The sequence below is a fragment of the Streptomyces monomycini genome (assembly GCF_022271435.1).
Taxonomy (GTDB): domain Bacteria; phylum Actinomycetota; class Actinomycetes; order Streptomycetales; family Streptomycetaceae; genus Streptomyces; species Streptomyces monomycini.
Genome location: NZ_JAFIQY010000043.1, coordinates 62,204 through 75,267 on the forward strand (window position 1 = coordinate 62,204; position 13,064 = coordinate 75,267).

The 13,064-nt window shown below is 71.8% G+C and carries 16 protein-coding genes and 1 pseudogene; 6 read left to right on the forward strand and 11 right to left on the reverse strand.

The annotated features are described in order from the left end of the window. Window positions 1-136: 136 nt before the first annotated feature. The 5 genes from JXZ78_RS33340 to JXZ78_RS33360 all read left to right on the forward strand — a co-directional run bounded on the left by JXZ78_RS33340 (window position 137) and on the right by JXZ78_RS33360 (window position 4,961). Window positions 137-700: an MTB12 C-terminal domain-containing protein gene (locus JXZ78_RS33340; protein ID WP_050502337.1), complete on the forward strand. Its 564-nt coding sequence runs from the start codon at window positions 137-139 to the stop codon at window positions 698-700. Next, window positions 678-2,009, forward strand: a complete 1,332-nt coding sequence (locus tag JXZ78_RS33345; protein WP_030019456.1) for an ABC transporter substrate-binding protein — start codon at window positions 678-680, stop codon at window positions 2,007-2,009. Before JXZ78_RS33340 ends, JXZ78_RS33345 begins: the two co-directional genes overlap by 23 nt. Window positions 2,010-2,464: 455 nt before the next feature. Beyond that, window positions 2,465-3,586 carry a hypothetical protein gene (locus tag JXZ78_RS33350; protein ID WP_063726058.1) on the forward strand — a complete coding sequence of 374 codons (1,122 nt, stop codon included), beginning with the start codon at window positions 2,465-2,467 and terminating at the stop codon, window positions 3,584-3,586. 71 nt (window positions 3,587-3,657) lie between these two features. Next, window positions 3,658-3,828 carry a hypothetical protein gene (locus tag JXZ78_RS33355; RefSeq protein ID WP_030019458.1) on the forward strand — a complete coding sequence of 57 codons (171 nt, stop codon included), beginning with the start codon at window positions 3,658-3,660 and terminating at the stop codon, window positions 3,826-3,828. Between the two features lie 53 nt (window positions 3,829-3,881). After that, window positions 3,882-4,961 carry a helix-turn-helix transcriptional regulator gene (locus JXZ78_RS33360; RefSeq protein WP_078624146.1) on the forward strand — a complete coding sequence of 360 codons (1,080 nt, stop codon included), beginning with the start codon at window positions 3,882-3,884 and terminating at the stop codon, window positions 4,959-4,961. Here the strand turns inward: JXZ78_RS33360 and ctaD are convergent. The 11 genes and pseudogenes from ctaD to JXZ78_RS33415 form a co-directional block, all read right to left on the reverse strand. Next, window positions 4,948-6,600 (reverse strand): annotated as a pseudogene (gene ctaD / locus JXZ78_RS33365) (aa3-type cytochrome oxidase subunit I); the annotation flags it as partial. The gene JXZ78_RS33360 and the pseudogene ctaD sit on opposite strands and share 14 nt — an antisense overlap. A gap of 189 nt (window positions 6,601-6,789) precedes the next feature. Then, entirely contained in the window at window positions 6,790-7,065 is a 276-nt protein-coding gene (locus tag JXZ78_RS33370) for a gas vesicle protein K (protein ID WP_030019461.1), read from the reverse strand. Between the two features lie 43 nt (window positions 7,066-7,108). Then, window positions 7,109-7,330 (reverse strand): gas vesicle protein, encoded by a 222-nt coding sequence (locus tag JXZ78_RS33375; RefSeq protein WP_050502327.1) that lies wholly within the window; start codon window positions 7,328-7,330, stop codon window positions 7,109-7,111. Further along, window positions 7,327-8,154: a GvpL/GvpF family gas vesicle protein gene (locus JXZ78_RS33380; RefSeq protein WP_238783536.1), complete on the reverse strand. Its 828-nt coding sequence runs from the start codon at window positions 8,152-8,154 to the stop codon at window positions 7,327-7,329. Before JXZ78_RS33380 ends, JXZ78_RS33375 begins: the two co-directional genes overlap by 4 nt. After that, entirely contained in the window at window positions 8,151-8,474 is a 324-nt protein-coding gene (locus JXZ78_RS33385; RefSeq protein WP_030019464.1) for a gas vesicle protein, read from the reverse strand. The genes JXZ78_RS33380 and JXZ78_RS33385 overlap by 4 nt, the downstream gene beginning before the upstream one ends. Then, complete coding sequence (locus JXZ78_RS33390; protein WP_238783537.1) at window positions 8,471-9,688, reverse strand: SRPBCC family protein; 1,218 nt, start codon at window positions 9,686-9,688, stop codon at window positions 8,471-8,473. Before JXZ78_RS33390 ends, JXZ78_RS33385 begins: the two co-directional genes overlap by 4 nt. Next, window positions 9,681-10,352: a hypothetical protein gene (locus JXZ78_RS33395; protein WP_030019465.1), complete on the reverse strand. Its 672-nt coding sequence runs from the start codon at window positions 10,350-10,352 to the stop codon at window positions 9,681-9,683. Before JXZ78_RS33395 ends, JXZ78_RS33390 begins: the two co-directional genes overlap by 8 nt. A gap of 175 nt (window positions 10,353-10,527) precedes the next feature. Continuing rightward, window positions 10,528-10,773, reverse strand: a complete 246-nt coding sequence (locus JXZ78_RS33400; RefSeq protein WP_030019466.1) for a gas vesicle protein GvpG — start codon at window positions 10,771-10,773, stop codon at window positions 10,528-10,530. Between the two features lie 3 nt (window positions 10,774-10,776). Next, the gene (locus JXZ78_RS33405; protein WP_030019467.1) at window positions 10,777-11,517 is read right to left on the reverse strand and encodes a GvpL/GvpF family gas vesicle protein; all 741 of its coding nucleotides are present in this window, start codon (window positions 11,515-11,517) and stop codon (window positions 10,777-10,779) included. Then, the gene (locus JXZ78_RS33410; protein ID WP_030019468.1) at window positions 11,514-11,945 is read right to left on the reverse strand and encodes a gas vesicle structural protein GvpA; all 432 of its coding nucleotides are present in this window, start codon (window positions 11,943-11,945) and stop codon (window positions 11,514-11,516) included. Before JXZ78_RS33410 ends, JXZ78_RS33405 begins: the two co-directional genes overlap by 4 nt. Continuing rightward, window positions 11,942-12,262 carry a gas vesicle protein GvpO gene (locus tag JXZ78_RS33415; protein WP_030019469.1) on the reverse strand — a complete coding sequence of 107 codons (321 nt, stop codon included), beginning with the start codon at window positions 12,260-12,262 and terminating at the stop codon, window positions 11,942-11,944. Before JXZ78_RS33415 ends, JXZ78_RS33410 begins: the two co-directional genes overlap by 4 nt. Before the next feature lie 400 nt (window positions 12,263-12,662). On the opposite strand from JXZ78_RS33415, the gene JXZ78_RS33420 reads away from it, so the two are divergent. Next, entirely contained in the window at window positions 12,663-12,878 is a 216-nt protein-coding gene (locus JXZ78_RS33420) for an I78 family peptidase inhibitor (protein ID WP_030019470.1), read from the forward strand. The last annotated feature ends 186 nt before the right edge of the window (window positions 12,879-13,064 follow it).

Consider the following 13,064-nt stretch of genomic DNA (forward strand, 5'->3'; position numbering starts at 1 on the left):
AACCGTGTTCGCGCGTTGCGCATCACGCCCCCTCGCGGCTTCCGGCGAATGCCTGCACTATGCCCTGTGGGAACAGCACCTAGAAGGCTTGTGCCAGACCGGTCGCGGCCGGTCGCGACGACAGGCGGTGGTGTACATGACGGTCCGTGGGGGGCGTGCACGGCGGGCTCCGGCGCTGGTGGCGGCGGCGGTGCTGCTGATGACGGCCGGAGCGGCGGGTTGCAGTGACGCCGAGGACGGCGGGCAGCGCGCGCCCAGCGGGGCGTCCTCCGCCCCGGAAGACGGAAGTGGAAGTACGGGAACACCGGCCACCGGTACGCCACCCTCCTCTGGCGACGCCCCGGCCGATCCAGCCGCCGCCGAGCAGGAGATCAAGGAGAACTGGCAGAAGTTCTTCGATCCGAAGCTGTCCAACGCGGAGAAGGCGAAATACCTCCAGAACGGCGAGGAACTCCAGCTGCTGCTGGAGGCGTTCAACGGCGACCAGCGGGGGAAGCAGGTCGCGGCGCGGGTGTCCGACGTACGGTTCACCTCGGCGACCGCGGCCGACGTGACGTACAGCCTCACCCTCAAGGGCGCCACCGCGCTGCCGAACGCCAAGGGTGCCTCCGTGTACCAGGACAAGGTGTGGAAGGTGGCGCTCAAGACCTTGTGCGCGCTGGTGAGCATGAGCGGCAATGCGGACGCGCCGGGCTGCTGAGGTGGCCGGCGCCGCCGCCACGGCGCTGCTGCTCGCGCTGACCGCCGCCTGCGGAAGCAGGCTGCCGGAGAGCGACTTCGAACACCGCGGGGCCGCGTCCGCCACCGGCCGGGCGCGGGAGCCGATCGTCGTCGGGATCATCACCAGTACGACGAGCCCGGTGGGCGGCGAGGCGTTCACCGGGCCGCGGGACGGCGCGCTGGCGTACTTCGCGGACCTGAACGCGAAGGGCGGTGTCAACGGGCGGCCGGTGCGCGCGGTGACCTGCGACGACGGGGGCAGCGGCGTCGGCAACAACGAGTGCGTGCGCAAACTGCTCACCGAGGACAAGGTGTTCGCGCTGGTCGCGACCACCGCGCTGGACTACGCGGGCGCGCCCAGGGTCTCCGGCGCCGGCGTCCCCGACATCGGGGGACAGCCGGTCGGCGCCGCGTACGACACGTATCCGCATCTGTACGGGATCTACGGCAGCCGGGCGCCACGGGACGGCAAGGCGGCGGGCTGGGGCGGGAAGCTGTACGGCGGCACGGAGGTCTACCGCTACTTCAAGCGCGTGCAGCGGGCCCGCACCGCCGCCGTCGTCTCCTACAACCAGGCGGCGTCCGCCGCGTACGCCCGGCTGATCGTGCGCGGTCTGGAGGCCGAGGGGTACGACGTGACCAGCGAGCAGGTGGACTTCGCGCTGCCCAACTTCCCCGCGGTCGCCGCCGGGCTGCGCGACCGGGGTGCCGATCTGGTCTTCGACGCGATGGACACGCACGGCAACGCGCAGCTGTGCGAGGCGATGGATGCGGCGGGCGTCCGGCCGACCGCCAAGGTCACGAACGTACAGAACTGGTCGGACTCGGTCGCGAAGGACTACAAGGACTCGCCGGGCTGCCGCAACGCCCTGTGGGCCACCGGCGCCAGCCGCAACTACGACGATCCGGGGAGCGGGCCGGGCGGCGCGGCGGTACGGGACTTCCGCGCCGGGATGGCCCGGCATGCCCGGGGGAAACCGCTGTCGCAGTGGCAGCTGGAGGGGTGGGCGGCCGCCATGTGGTTCGCCGACGCGGCGCGCTCCTGCGGGCAGCGGCTCACCCGCGCGTGTGTGGAGCGCTTCGTCGGCCAGGGCGCGCCCTACACCGCCCGTGGCCTGCTGCTTCCCGCCTCGTACCGGCCGCTGCCCGAGCCGCCGGCCACCGACCGGACCTGTCTGTCGGTCGCCCGCTGGCGCGACGCGGCGCGTGACGGCCGGGGCGGCTGGGTCACCCAGGGCGACATGGACACCACCTGTTTCACCGTCCCCCAGCTTCCGTACCGGCCCTGAGGGCCCGCCCGCCACCCCCGGCCCGGCCGGCCGGCCCGGGGGCGCCGGCGGAGCGAGCCGGTGGCTGCACACCTCGTGACGGGACGCCCCGGGACGGCATAACTTGTGGCGTTACAGCACGGCACAGACCCGACGATCAACGGTTCGGGAAAGTTCCTCGACGCCGCTACCGATGTCCTAACTCTTTCGGAACAAGTTGGCCAAAGGCCTCAACCCGGAACCCCGGACCACGGTCCAACCGTTCAACGGGACAGACAGCGGGACTCGTCCGCGGCGACCAAGGGATACGGGGACGGAATACGGGGACGGATGCACAGCTCATTCCTGATTCACCACGCCCACGGCACCGGAGGGGCGGTCCGGACCGGCGCCCGGCGGACGCGACCCCGCCCGGAGCACGGGGCGTACGCAACCAAGGACGCGGCGCAGGCCGCTGTGAGAGGGGTGCGGAGGGTATGAACGCGTCGACGCAACTGCCCGTGACGGGCGCCGGGACGGCCGGTCCCGAAGCCGTCACTCCCGTGCGGGCCGAGCCCACGGCCCCCGCGGGGCCGGACGCCGCAGGGCCGGACACCGCGGTCCCCGCCGGTACGGACGCCACGGCCGCCGGCCGCGGTGCCCGCGCGGCGGACGGGGCCGCCCAGCCGCTGCGCGCGGACTGCATAGCCGACTCCGCCGGCGGCCTGACCTTCGACATCACCGCCCCGCAGGGCACCAGGCCGGTCTGGAGCGCGGCGCTCGTCCTCAGCCCGCGTGACGGCGGCGCCGACGAGGAACTGCGGCTGCCCCTCGGGCCGAACGGCTCCGGGTGCCTGCGGGCCGTCCTGCCCAGCACCGTCGCGCTCCCCGAAGGCCGCTGGAACACCTACGCCGACCTCGGCGACGGCCGCGGCCCGCAGCGGCTGCTGCCCGGCGACACCGACCTGGGCCCGCTGGTGGACCGCCGCCCGCTGGCCGGGATCGGCCGGCTCGGCGTCCGCATCCCGTACACCACCAGGTCCGGCAGTCTGGCGCTGCGCAGCTGGCTGCGCGGGCAGCACGCCGAGGCCGGGGACGTCCTCGTCGACGCCGGCGGTGTGACGGTGGCGGGCCGCCTCTACGGCGCCGCCCTCGGCCCCGGCGCCCGCGCCGAGGCCACGGTCCACCGCGGCGGCCCGGAGACGGCCGGTACGGCCTCCCGCATCACCGTCCCGCTCACCGGTGACGGCCCCGACTTCGCCTTCACCCTGCCCTCCGCGCAGCTCGCGGAGGGCTGGCAGGGCGGCAGCGAACGCTGGGACCTGTGGCTGCGGGTGGCCGAGGAGGCCGAGCCGGTCCGTATCGCCCGGCTGCTCGACGACGTACCGGAGAAGGCGGAGACCGTCAGCCACCCGGCGCTGTCCGTCGGATGCCCGTCGGGCCGGCTGCGCATCGGCCCGTCCTACACCCGCGACAACGACCTGACGGTCCGGGTCACGGGCGACGGGCCGGACGCGATGAACGGGACGGGCGGGCCGGGCACGACGCACGGACCGGACACGACGCACGGGCCGGACGGGATGAACGGGACGGAGGCAGCGGACCCGGCCGGTTCTTGACCGAGCCTCGTCAGACAGCACGCATAACACCGCACGCCGGGGGCACTCGGAGCAGCGGAGGTGCGATACACATGGTTCCTGTCATTCTGGTACTGCTTCTGGCTTTGATCCTGTTCGGCGCGGGTTTCGCGCTCAAGGCACTGTGGTGGGTGGCCGTCGCGGTCCTGGTCGTATGGCTGCTGGGCTTCCTGTTCCGTTCGACGGGCGCGGGCGGTGGTCGCACACGCTGGTACAGGTGGTGACCCGGGAGAGACGCGGACGGTAGCTGTCCGCATGTGCTGCCAGACTGCCCGGCATGGTGGAAACCTCAGCACGACTGCTGCGTCTGCTCTCTCTCTTGCAGGCACACCGCGAGTGGACGGGCGCGGGCCTCGCCGACCGGCTCGGCGTGACCCCGCGCACCGTCCGCCGTGACATCGACCGCCTGCGCGAACTGGGCTATCCCGTCCACTCGGCCCCCGGCACCGCCGGGGGCTACCAACTGGGCGCGGGCGCCGAACTGCCACCGCTGCTCCTCGACGACGAGGAGGCGGTGGCAGTCGCCGTGGGGCTGCGCACCGCGGCGGCCGGCGGCGTCGAAGGCATCGAGGAGACCTCCGTACGGGCCCTGGCCAAGCTGGAACAGGTGCTGCCCCACCGGCTGCGCCGCCGCGTCGGCGCCCTCAACGCCTTCACCGTCCCCATGCTCGGCACCCCGGGCCCCCGGGTCGACGCCGCCACCCTCACCGAACTGGCCAACGCCTGCCGGGACAGCCAACGGCTGCGCTTCGCCTACGCGAGCCACGACGGCACGACCGGCCGCCGCACCGTCGAGCCGCACCGGCTGGTGTCCGCACAGCGCCGCTGGTACCTCGTCGCCTGGGACGTGGACCGCGCGGACTGGCGGACGTTCCGTGCCGACCGCATCACCCCCACCCCGCCGCACGGCCCGCGCTTCACCCCGCGCCCCGGTCCGGCCGCCGACCTCGCCGCGTACGTCTCGCGGGGCGTCTCCACGGATGTCTACGCCCAGCGGGCCACCCTCGTGCTGCACGCCACCGCCGAGGAGGCCGCCCAGCGGATCAGCCCGTCCGCCGGCGTCGTCGAACCGCTCGACGACCACCGCTGCCTGCTGCACACCGGCGCGCACCGCCTGGACGTCCTGGTCGTCCATGCCGTCCTGCTGGGCTTCGACTTCGAGGTGCGCGAACCGCCGGAGCTGACGGACGCGATACGGGAGGTCAGGGACCGGCTGACCCGGGCGCTGCACCCGGATCCGGCTCGTCCTGCGGAGACGGTCCCGGTCCCGGCCCCGACTGCTTCCGCGACGCCTCCGCTTCCTGCGCCTCCCGCGTCTCCTGCGCCTCCCGCGTCTCCGGAGCGTCCGGCGGGCTGAGCCGCGCGATCTCCGGATGGTGCAGATCAAAGGCGGGAGACTCCGAGCGGATGCGGGGAATGGTCAGGAAGTTGTGGCGCGGCGGCGGACAGGAGGTCGCCCACTCCAGGGAGCGCCCGTAGCCCCACGGGTCGTCCACCTCGGACTTCGTGCCGTACTTCGTCGTCTTCCAGACGTTGTAGAGGAACGGCAGCGTGGACAGGCCGAGCAGGAAGGCGCCGACGGTCGAGAGGGTGTTGAGCGCGGTGAAGCCGTCGGCGGCCAGATAGTCGGCGATCCGGCGCGGCATCCCCTCCACCCCCAGCCAGTGCTGGACGAGGAAGGTGGTGTGGAACCCGGTGAACAGCGTCCAGAAGTGCACCTTGCCCAGCCGCTCGTCGAGCAGCTTCCCGGTGAACTTCGGCCACCAGAAGTAGAAGCCGGCGAACATCGCGAACACGACCGTGCCGAAGACGACGTAGTGGAAGTGGGCGACCACGAAGTAGGTGTCGGTGACGTGGAAGTCCAGCGGCGGCGACGCCAGGATCACCCCGGTCAGCCCGCCGAACAGGAAGCTCACCAGGAATCCGACGGCCCACAGCATCGGTGTCTCGAAGGACAGCGAGCCGCGCCACATCGTGCCGATCCAGTTGAAGAACTTCACCCCCGTCGGCACCGCGATCAGGAACGACATGAACGAGAAGAACGGCAGCAGCACCGCGCCCGTCGCGAACATGTGGTGCGCCCACACCACGACCGACAGCCCGGTGATCGCCATCGTCGCGCCGATCAGCATCACGTAGCCGAAGATGGGCTTCCGCGAGAAGACCGGGATGATCTCGGTGATGATGCCGAAAAACGGCAGCGCGATGATGTAGACCTCGGGATGCCCGAAGAACCAGAACAGGTGCTGCCACAGCAGCGCGCCGCCCCACTCGGCGTCGAAGACCACCGAGCCGAAGCGCCGGTCCGCCTCCAGCGCCAGCAGCGAGGCCGCCAGCACCGGGAAGGCGACCAGCACCAGGATCGAGGTGAACAGCACGTTCCAGGTGAAGACCGGCATCCGGAACATCGTCATGCCCGGCGCGCGCATCCCGATGATGGTGGTGATGAAGTTGACCGAGCCGAGGATGGTGCCGAAGCCGGAGAGCGCCAGCCCCATGATCCACATGTCGGCGCCGATCCCGGGGGAGCGGACCATCGAACTGAGCGGGGCGTAGGCGGTCCAGCCGAAGTTCGCGCCGCCGGTCGGCGTCAGCAGACTGCCCAGCACGATCAGGCCGCCGAAGAGGAACAGCCAGTACGCGAGCATGTTCAGCCGCGGGAAGGCCACGTCGGGCGCGCCGATCTGCAACGGCATGATCTCGTTGGCGAAGCCCGCGAAGGCCGGGGTGGCGAACAGCAGCAGCATGATCGTGCCGTGCATCGTGAACGCCTGGTTGAACTCCTCGTTCGTCAGGATCTGGAGTCCGGGGCGGGCCAGTTCGGCGCGCATCAGCAGCGCCAGCAGACCGCCGACGAGGAAGAAGCCGAACGCGGTGATCAGATAGAGATGGCCGATCTTCTTGTGGTCGGTGGTGGTCAGCCAGTCCACCACCACCGCGCCGGGCCGCCGCGCCCGCACCGGCCCCGGGCTCGCCTCCACGGTGTCCGTACCCATCTGCGCCACCTCGTTCGCCAAGAGACACCGGAGCGGCCGGAACCCGCCGGCGCGCCCGGGAAGTCGGTAAGGGACGTGCTGGACGTGCTCGGGCTCAAGCCATGATGGCCGCCCCGGCCCGGTCGCGCGAGAGGGTGTGCGCAGCCCGGCCGGATCATTGCGGCGGGCCGCCGGGCGCGGCGCGGGGGTTCACTCCCGGGGCATCAGCGGACCCAGTGGGCCGAGGTCGAGATTGAGTTCGTCCTTCCCGATGCCGTACCGCTCGCACAGCTCGCCCATCCGCCGCTCCAGCAGCATCAGCGTCAGACCGATGCGTTCCTCCTGGTCCTCGGACAGATCGCCCTGGTCCACGCGGCGCAGCGCCTGCCGTTCCATGAGCTGGTGCAGCAGTTCCACCACGGTCAGCACGAGCCGCACCAGGTCGCGCTCCACGGTGTCCTCGTCCAGTTCCACACGCCGGCTCACGGCGCCACCTCCTCCTCGGCTTCCTCGGACCCCGACACGGACCTCACGGCTCCAACTCCTCGAAGGGCGAGGGAACGTTGTCGTTGACCGAGCTGATCAGGGCCCGCAGATCGATCCGTACGAGGTCCACCTCGGCGATCCGCAGGGTGAGGTCGCCCACGATCACCGCGCCGCCGCCCAGCAGCCGGTCCAGCAGGTCGACCAGCGCGATCTGCCGCTCGGCCAGCGGATTGTCCGGCTGCGGGCCGGCCACCGGGGACGTCATGGCGCACCGGTCCCGGTGTCCCCGCCCGCCTCCGGGGGCTGCGGAGGCTGCGCGAAGGAGTACGGGGCCCACGGACCGGTCAGCTCGATCCGCAAACCCGGGCTGCGGTCCGCCAGTTCACCGACCAGGCCCGCGAACGTCCCGGCCTGCTCGCGGGGGATCAGATAGGCCCCGTTGAGCACGTTGCGGCCGCTGACCCCGGACAGCCGGGCGTCCTGCGGGCGGTGCAGCCGGCTGCGCTCGGCGAACTTGTCCAGCGCCTCGTGCGCGGCGCGGGCCAGCTCGTCGGCGCGCCGCTGGTTCTGCTCCTGGGCCTGCCGGTGGGCGAGCCGCCGGCGCAGGAAGTCGCGGCCCGAGCCGTCCGCGGCCGCCTCGCGGGCGGAACCGCCCGCGGGAACGGCGGGCTTGGCGGCCCCGGCGTCCTCGACGTACGCCTTGACGCCCCACTCCATCCGGCCGTCCAGGCTCACCAGCGCGCTCAGGAACTCCTCGGCGCGCTGCGCGAGAATCTGTTGGACCCCGCGCGTGTCGCGGTGGACCGTCACCAGGCGCAGCGGCAGCACACAGAACTCCGCGGCCGCGGTGTCCACCACGCTGCGGTGCGCCCGGGCGGTCCGCTCCAGCCACGCCATGTCCTCCAGGTGGGCGCGGAGCGCCTCCTCCTCGAAGTCGGCGGCCGGCACCCGGGAGACCAGGGCGGACAGCGCGCCCTCCGTGACGGTCTCCACGGGTGCGTCCGCGACGCCGAGCAGTCCGTCCGGCGGTCGGCAGCCTGCCCGGGCGACGGCGTAGGTGTACATCAGCCCGGCGCCGTGCGTACTCAAGTGATCTCCTCTCGCGGCTCCTGGTCGCCCTCCAGGGCGGCGATCCGCTCGCGCAGCCGTTCGTTCTCCTGGGCGAGTTCGCGGCGCCGGGCACCGGAGGAAAGCGACGGGTCGTCGCGCCACCAGTCGATGCCCATCTCCTCCGCCCGCTCGACCGAGGCCACGATCAGCCGCAGCTTGATCGTGAGCAGCTCGATGTCGAGCAGGTTGATGCGGATGTCCCCGGCGATGACCACGCCCTTGTCCAGGACGCGTTCGAGGATGTCGGCGAGGTTGGCGCCGCCGTTCGAGCCGTACGGGGAGGGAACCTGGGAACTCATCGGGCCGGCTCCGGCTCCCGCTCGTCCTCGGTGTCCTCCGTGTCCTCCGCGTCCTCGGTGTCTGCCGTGTCTTCCGCGTCTGCCGGTTCCTCGTCGTACGCGTCCGCGGCGTCCTCGTCGTCGTACGCGTCCTCGGGCTCGTCGTCGTCGGCGTCGTCGGCATCGTCCTCGTACTCGTCAGCGGCGTCGTCCTCGTCCTCGGCGGCCGCCTCGGTGTCCGCGTCCTCCTCCTCGGCTTCCGGTTCCCCGGCGTCCTCGTCGTCGTACGTGTCCTCGGCGTCCGGCTCCTCGTCGTCGCCGGACTCCTCCTCGTACGCGTCCTCGGACGGCTTGCCCTCGCCCTCGGTGTCCTGCTCGGCGCGGTCCTGATCCTCGCCCTGCTCGTCGCGTTCCTGTTCCTCGCGCTCGACGGCCTCGTCGTGGCCGACCACGACCTCGCCGTCCCGGATCTCGCCGCGCCACTCGCCGGTCGCCTCGCCCCGCATCATCACGAAGCGGCGGAAGTTCTTCAGGTCGAGCCGGGCGCGGCGGCCCTGCGCCCGCCAGATGTTGCCGGTCTTCTCGAACAGGCCCTTGGGGTAGTACTCGATGACCAGCAGCACCCGGGTGAGGCCGGCGGCCAGCTCGTGGAAGGTGACGACGCCCTTGAGCGTGCCCTTGGCGCCCTCCGAGGTCCAGCTGATGCGCTCGTCGGGGAGCTGCTCGGTGGTGTGCGCCTTCCAGCTGCGGGTGGACCAGAAGATCTTGGCGCGCCAGTTGGAGTCGGTGTCGTCCGCGGACTCCACCCCCTGCACCCCCTTGGCGAAGGTGCTGAACTCCTGGAACTGCGTCCACTGGTTGTACGCCTCGCGCACCGGCACGCCGACGTCGACGTCCTCGCTGATCGTGACGAACTTGCCCTTGCCGCCGCCGCCCTTGCGCCCGCCGGTGAGCTTCTTGAAGGCGCCCTTGACGGAGTTCTTGGCGGTGTCCTTGACCGCGCCCTTGAGGGTGTCCTTGATCACCGGGCCGATCAGGCTGTCGCTGCGCCCCTCGGCCACGTCCGTGAGCCGGGTGGTGGCCTCGCCGAGCCGCTTGCCGGTGGACACCAGCAGGCGCTGGGCCTGCGCGGCGGCGAACGAGACGGCTTCTTCCTTGAGGCGGTCGACGGCCGGGTTGCCGGCCACGGTGTCCTTGACGGCGGCCATCGGGCCACCGGACTTCGTGTCAGCCACGGTCCTCACCTCCGCTCCGGCGGGTGCCGGCGCGGGCCGTCTTCTTCGCGGCCGAGGCGGTCTTCTTCGGCGCGGCGGCCGCCTGCTTCGCGGGCCGCTTGCGCTGGTCCGGCGCGGCCTTGGAGCCGGAGCCGGACCTGGCGCCGGACTTGGCGGGGGCCTTCGAGGACCGCGCGCTCTGCTTCTTGGCGGCGCCGCGTCCCTCACCCCCGGACTTGCGCGTACCGCTGCCGCGGCTCTTCGACGCGCTCTCCTCGCCCTCGCCCTCGCCGGAGGCCTCCTCGTCGTCCCGTCCGCCGCCGGTCGCGCCGCGTACGGTGTCCGCGGCCTTGCCGGCGGCCCCGCCGGCGTCCAGCTGGTCGCGCACGTTCAGCGTCCGCTCGTGCAGGCTGTCCGCCAGGGAGTCGAGGCGCTTGGTGACCAGTGCGCCGGTCGCCGCCTTGCCCACCCCCTTGAGGTCGCCGCGCAGCTGCTCGCGCAACTCCTTGAGCTGCGGGTTGGCGGCTATCTGGTCGTTGACCAGGGACACCAGTTGCTGCGGGCTCAGATTCAGGCGCTTGCCCAGGACCATGCTGCCGATACCGATGGCGAGCTTGGCCTTCTTGGTGCGGCCGAGCAGATAGCCTCCGGCGACGGCCAGCACCAGTGCCGGCCGGTTCTTCATGTCGGGGATCTCCTCCACGTCAGGTCGCGCTCGTCCGCCGTCCTGTTCACGGCCCGGGCGTCCGGCGCGATGCTTGCTGGGGATCTCGTACTGTCCGGTTCGGTGATGTCCATGTGGTGCGGGGTTGCCGCTCCGGGGGGCGGCGCGGGGGCCGGGGCGGCCCGGAAGTCCTTCCTCACGCCCCGGCCTGCCGCCGCCGCAGTTCTTCCAGCCGGTCCAGCAGCGCGTCCTCGCGCCGGTCGAACTCGGCCTCGTCGATCTGTCCGCTGTCCAGCTGCTCCGCCAGTTCCCGCAGTTCGCGCTGGACCACGGCCGGGTCGTAGTACTGCCGCTCGGCCTCGGTGAGGACCTGCCGCAGCACCCAGCCGGTGCCCCGTACGGGGGCGGCCGGGAGCAGCAGCAGTTCCTTGATCAGACCCATCGGTCACTCCGCGGCGGCGGACTCTAGCGGGCGGACGAAGCTGTACGGCGGGAGCGGCCCGTTGACCAGCAGCTCCAGGTGCGGATGGTCGGCGCCGAGCCGGTCGGCGGCGTCCAGGAACGCGGCCGCGTCCTCGCGCCGCATCAGGAACGACAGGTTGACCAGCCAGCCGGAGCCCTCGGGCCCGGGGCAGGACTGCTCCGCCTTCGGAACCAGCGCCGCCTCCACGGTGTGCGCGTCGGCGACCTCGCGGGCCCGTACGGCGTTGGCGACCAGCTCGCCGAGCCGCAGCTTCTGCTGGTACGCGCCGCCGCCGGAGGCCTGGTTGGCCTCGTTGAGGGCGCGGATCTCCGGCTCCTCCGTCAGGACCCGCCGCAGGACGTCCTCTTCGCGGTGGGCGGCCTTGACGTTGTACTCCACCCGCCCGTTGAGGTCGTCCAGCTGCGCCTTGTAGTGCTCGGCGTGCTCGGTCAGGACGGCCTGGACCGCCTCGTCGTCGTCGGAGAGCGAGCCGAAGCGCAGCGGCAGTACCGCTCCGTCCGCGCCGGCCTCGGTCAGTACGTGCTGGTGGGCGAGCAGGTCGCGGCGCTTGGGCCGCAGCTTGTCGGGGCAGTCGCTGACGATCGCGGCCAGGTCGCCCTGGCGGACGATGCGGACCGGGCGCGGCGGGTCGCCGATGCCCAGGATCTCCTGCTCGGGCTTCGGGTGGTCGGCGCGGGCGATGCCGTAGACGTACGTGCTCACTCGCTCTCCTCCTTCTTACGGGAGGTGGTGCGCCGCGGCCTGCGCTGCGGTTCGCCTTCGCTCTCGGCCTTGTCGCGTCCCGAGCCGATCGCTTCGGCGAAGGTCTCGGCCGCGCCGGAGAGCGCGCCCTTGGACTTGCCCTTGGCGCCGGACTCGGTGACCTGGCCGACGACGTCGGGCAGGCCGGGGCTCTTGTTGGCGCCGGTCTCCAGGTCGAGGCGGTTGCAGGCCTCGGCGAAACGCAGGTAGGTGTCGACGCTGGCCACCACCACACGGACATCGATCTTGAGAATCTCGATACCGACCAGTGAGACGCGGACGAACGCGTCGATCACCAGGCCGCGGTCGAGGATCAGCTCCAGTACGTCGTAGAGGCCACTGGTGCCGCCCCCGCCCCCGGACTGCTGTTGTGCCGGGACAACGGTCATGACTGTGGTCTTCCTCTCGCACGCTCGTAGCGGCTGACGCGCCGGTAGCCCGTGAGCATGCCGTCCGGGTCGAGCGAGACCTCGTACAACGCCATGAGGCTCATCGTCTCGGGGACCCGGGCGAGCTCCAGCACCTCGGTCTCCAGGACCCAGCCGTCCTCGGTCTTCTCGAACCGGGACACGGTCTCGGGGTTCAGTCCGGTCAGCTCGGCGAGCTGTTCCCGGGCCGACCGCAGGAGTTCGGGTGTGCTGGGGCGGGCGGACGCCGCTCGTTGGTTGTTGCTCTTGTCCGGTGTGTTCGCTGTGTTGTCTCCCATGGGCTCCTCGGCATCAGCGAGTACCGCACGGCGGGGGAGTCAAACCCGCCGACCGGCACGGATGCTCGCGAAATATGCTGCGGCGGCGTGCCGTCGGCGCATTTCCGGGATGTCGGACACCGTAAAAAGGAAGGAATAAACGGCTGCTGACGGGGAATTAATTCCGGCTGCTCCGGGAGGGTCCGGAGGCGGTCAACGACGGGCGATCAAGGCTGAAATCAGGCCGACCTCGATTCCCACCCGGTTGGTGCAGTGCCCGGCTCGTACGGGTGACGGAATCGAGGGCAAACACGCGCTGTCATGCTGTGACAGAAGTGTGACCAAGGGAGGACCGGACGGGTACGCGCGTATGGCACCCCGGCCCTTCCACCTGCTGCGCGGTACGCCTACGGTGGCTGTCATGGCACCCGTACCGAACTCCCCTTTCGAGCCCGACGACGACCCCGAGAGCTATGTCGGGCTGGCGCGGCAGGCTGCCGAGGAGCGGGCCCGCGCACACGGCTGGACCACGGTCCGTTCGCTCGCGCCGGGCGCGATCATCACCATGGAGTACCTGGGCGGCCGCCTGAACTTCGAGGTCAAGGACGGCTCCGTGACCCGCAGCTGGAAGGGCTGAGCGGCCGGCGGCGGACCCGGACAAGGCGACGGCCCCGGCGCTCCGGAAGGAGCGGCCGGGGCCGTCGGCCACGCGGGGGAGAGGCTGTGCGTACCGTCCCCGCGAGTCCCCTGGCGGTCAGTTGCCGCCGGTGCGGCCGCGGACCGGTGCCGGGGCCAGCGGCGCGGTGCGCGGCGCGCGGTCCGC

What these genes read in the sequence shown, in the direction of transcription:
- JXZ78_RS33340 (WP_050502337.1), top strand. Translation starts at nt 137, where the DNA reads ATGACGGTCCGTGGGGGGCGTGCACGGCGGGCTCCGGCGCTGGTGGCG.
- JXZ78_RS33345 (WP_030019456.1), top strand. Translation starts at nt 678, where the DNA reads ATGCGGACGCGCCGGGCTGCTGAGGTGGCCGGCGCCGCCGCCACGGCG.
- JXZ78_RS33350 (WP_063726058.1), top strand. Translation starts at nt 2,465, where the DNA reads ATGAACGCGTCGACGCAACTGCCCGTGACGGGCGCCGGGACGGCCGGT.
- JXZ78_RS33355 (WP_030019458.1), top strand. Translation starts at nt 3,658, where the DNA reads ATGGTTCCTGTCATTCTGGTACTGCTTCTGGCTTTGATCCTGTTCGGC.
- JXZ78_RS33360 (WP_078624146.1), top strand. Translation starts at nt 3,882, where the DNA reads ATGGTGGAAACCTCAGCACGACTGCTGCGTCTGCTCTCTCTCTTGCAG.
- JXZ78_RS33375 (WP_050502327.1), bottom strand. Translation starts at nt 7,330, where the DNA reads ATGACGTCCCCGGTGGCCGGCCCGCAGCCGGACAATCCGCTGGCCGAG.
- JXZ78_RS33385 (WP_030019464.1), bottom strand. Translation starts at nt 8,474, where the DNA reads ATGAGTTCCCAGGTTCCCTCCCCGTACGGCTCGAACGGCGGCGCCAAC.
- JXZ78_RS33395 (WP_030019465.1), bottom strand. Translation starts at nt 10,352, where the DNA reads ATGAAGAACCGGCCGGCACTGGTGCTGGCCGTCGCCGGAGGCTATCTG.
- JXZ78_RS33400 (WP_030019466.1), bottom strand. Translation starts at nt 10,773, where the DNA reads ATGGGTCTGATCAAGGAACTGCTGCTGCTCCCGGCCGCCCCCGTACGG.
- JXZ78_RS33410 (WP_030019468.1), bottom strand. Translation starts at nt 11,945, where the DNA reads ATGACCGTTGTCCCGGCACAACAGCAGTCCGGGGGCGGGGGCGGCACC.
- JXZ78_RS33415 (WP_030019469.1), bottom strand. Translation starts at nt 12,262, where the DNA reads ATGGGAGACAACACAGCGAACACACCGGACAAGAGCAACAACCAACGA.
- JXZ78_RS33420 (WP_030019470.1), top strand. Translation starts at nt 12,663, where the DNA reads ATGGCACCCGTACCGAACTCCCCTTTCGAGCCCGACGACGACCCCGAG.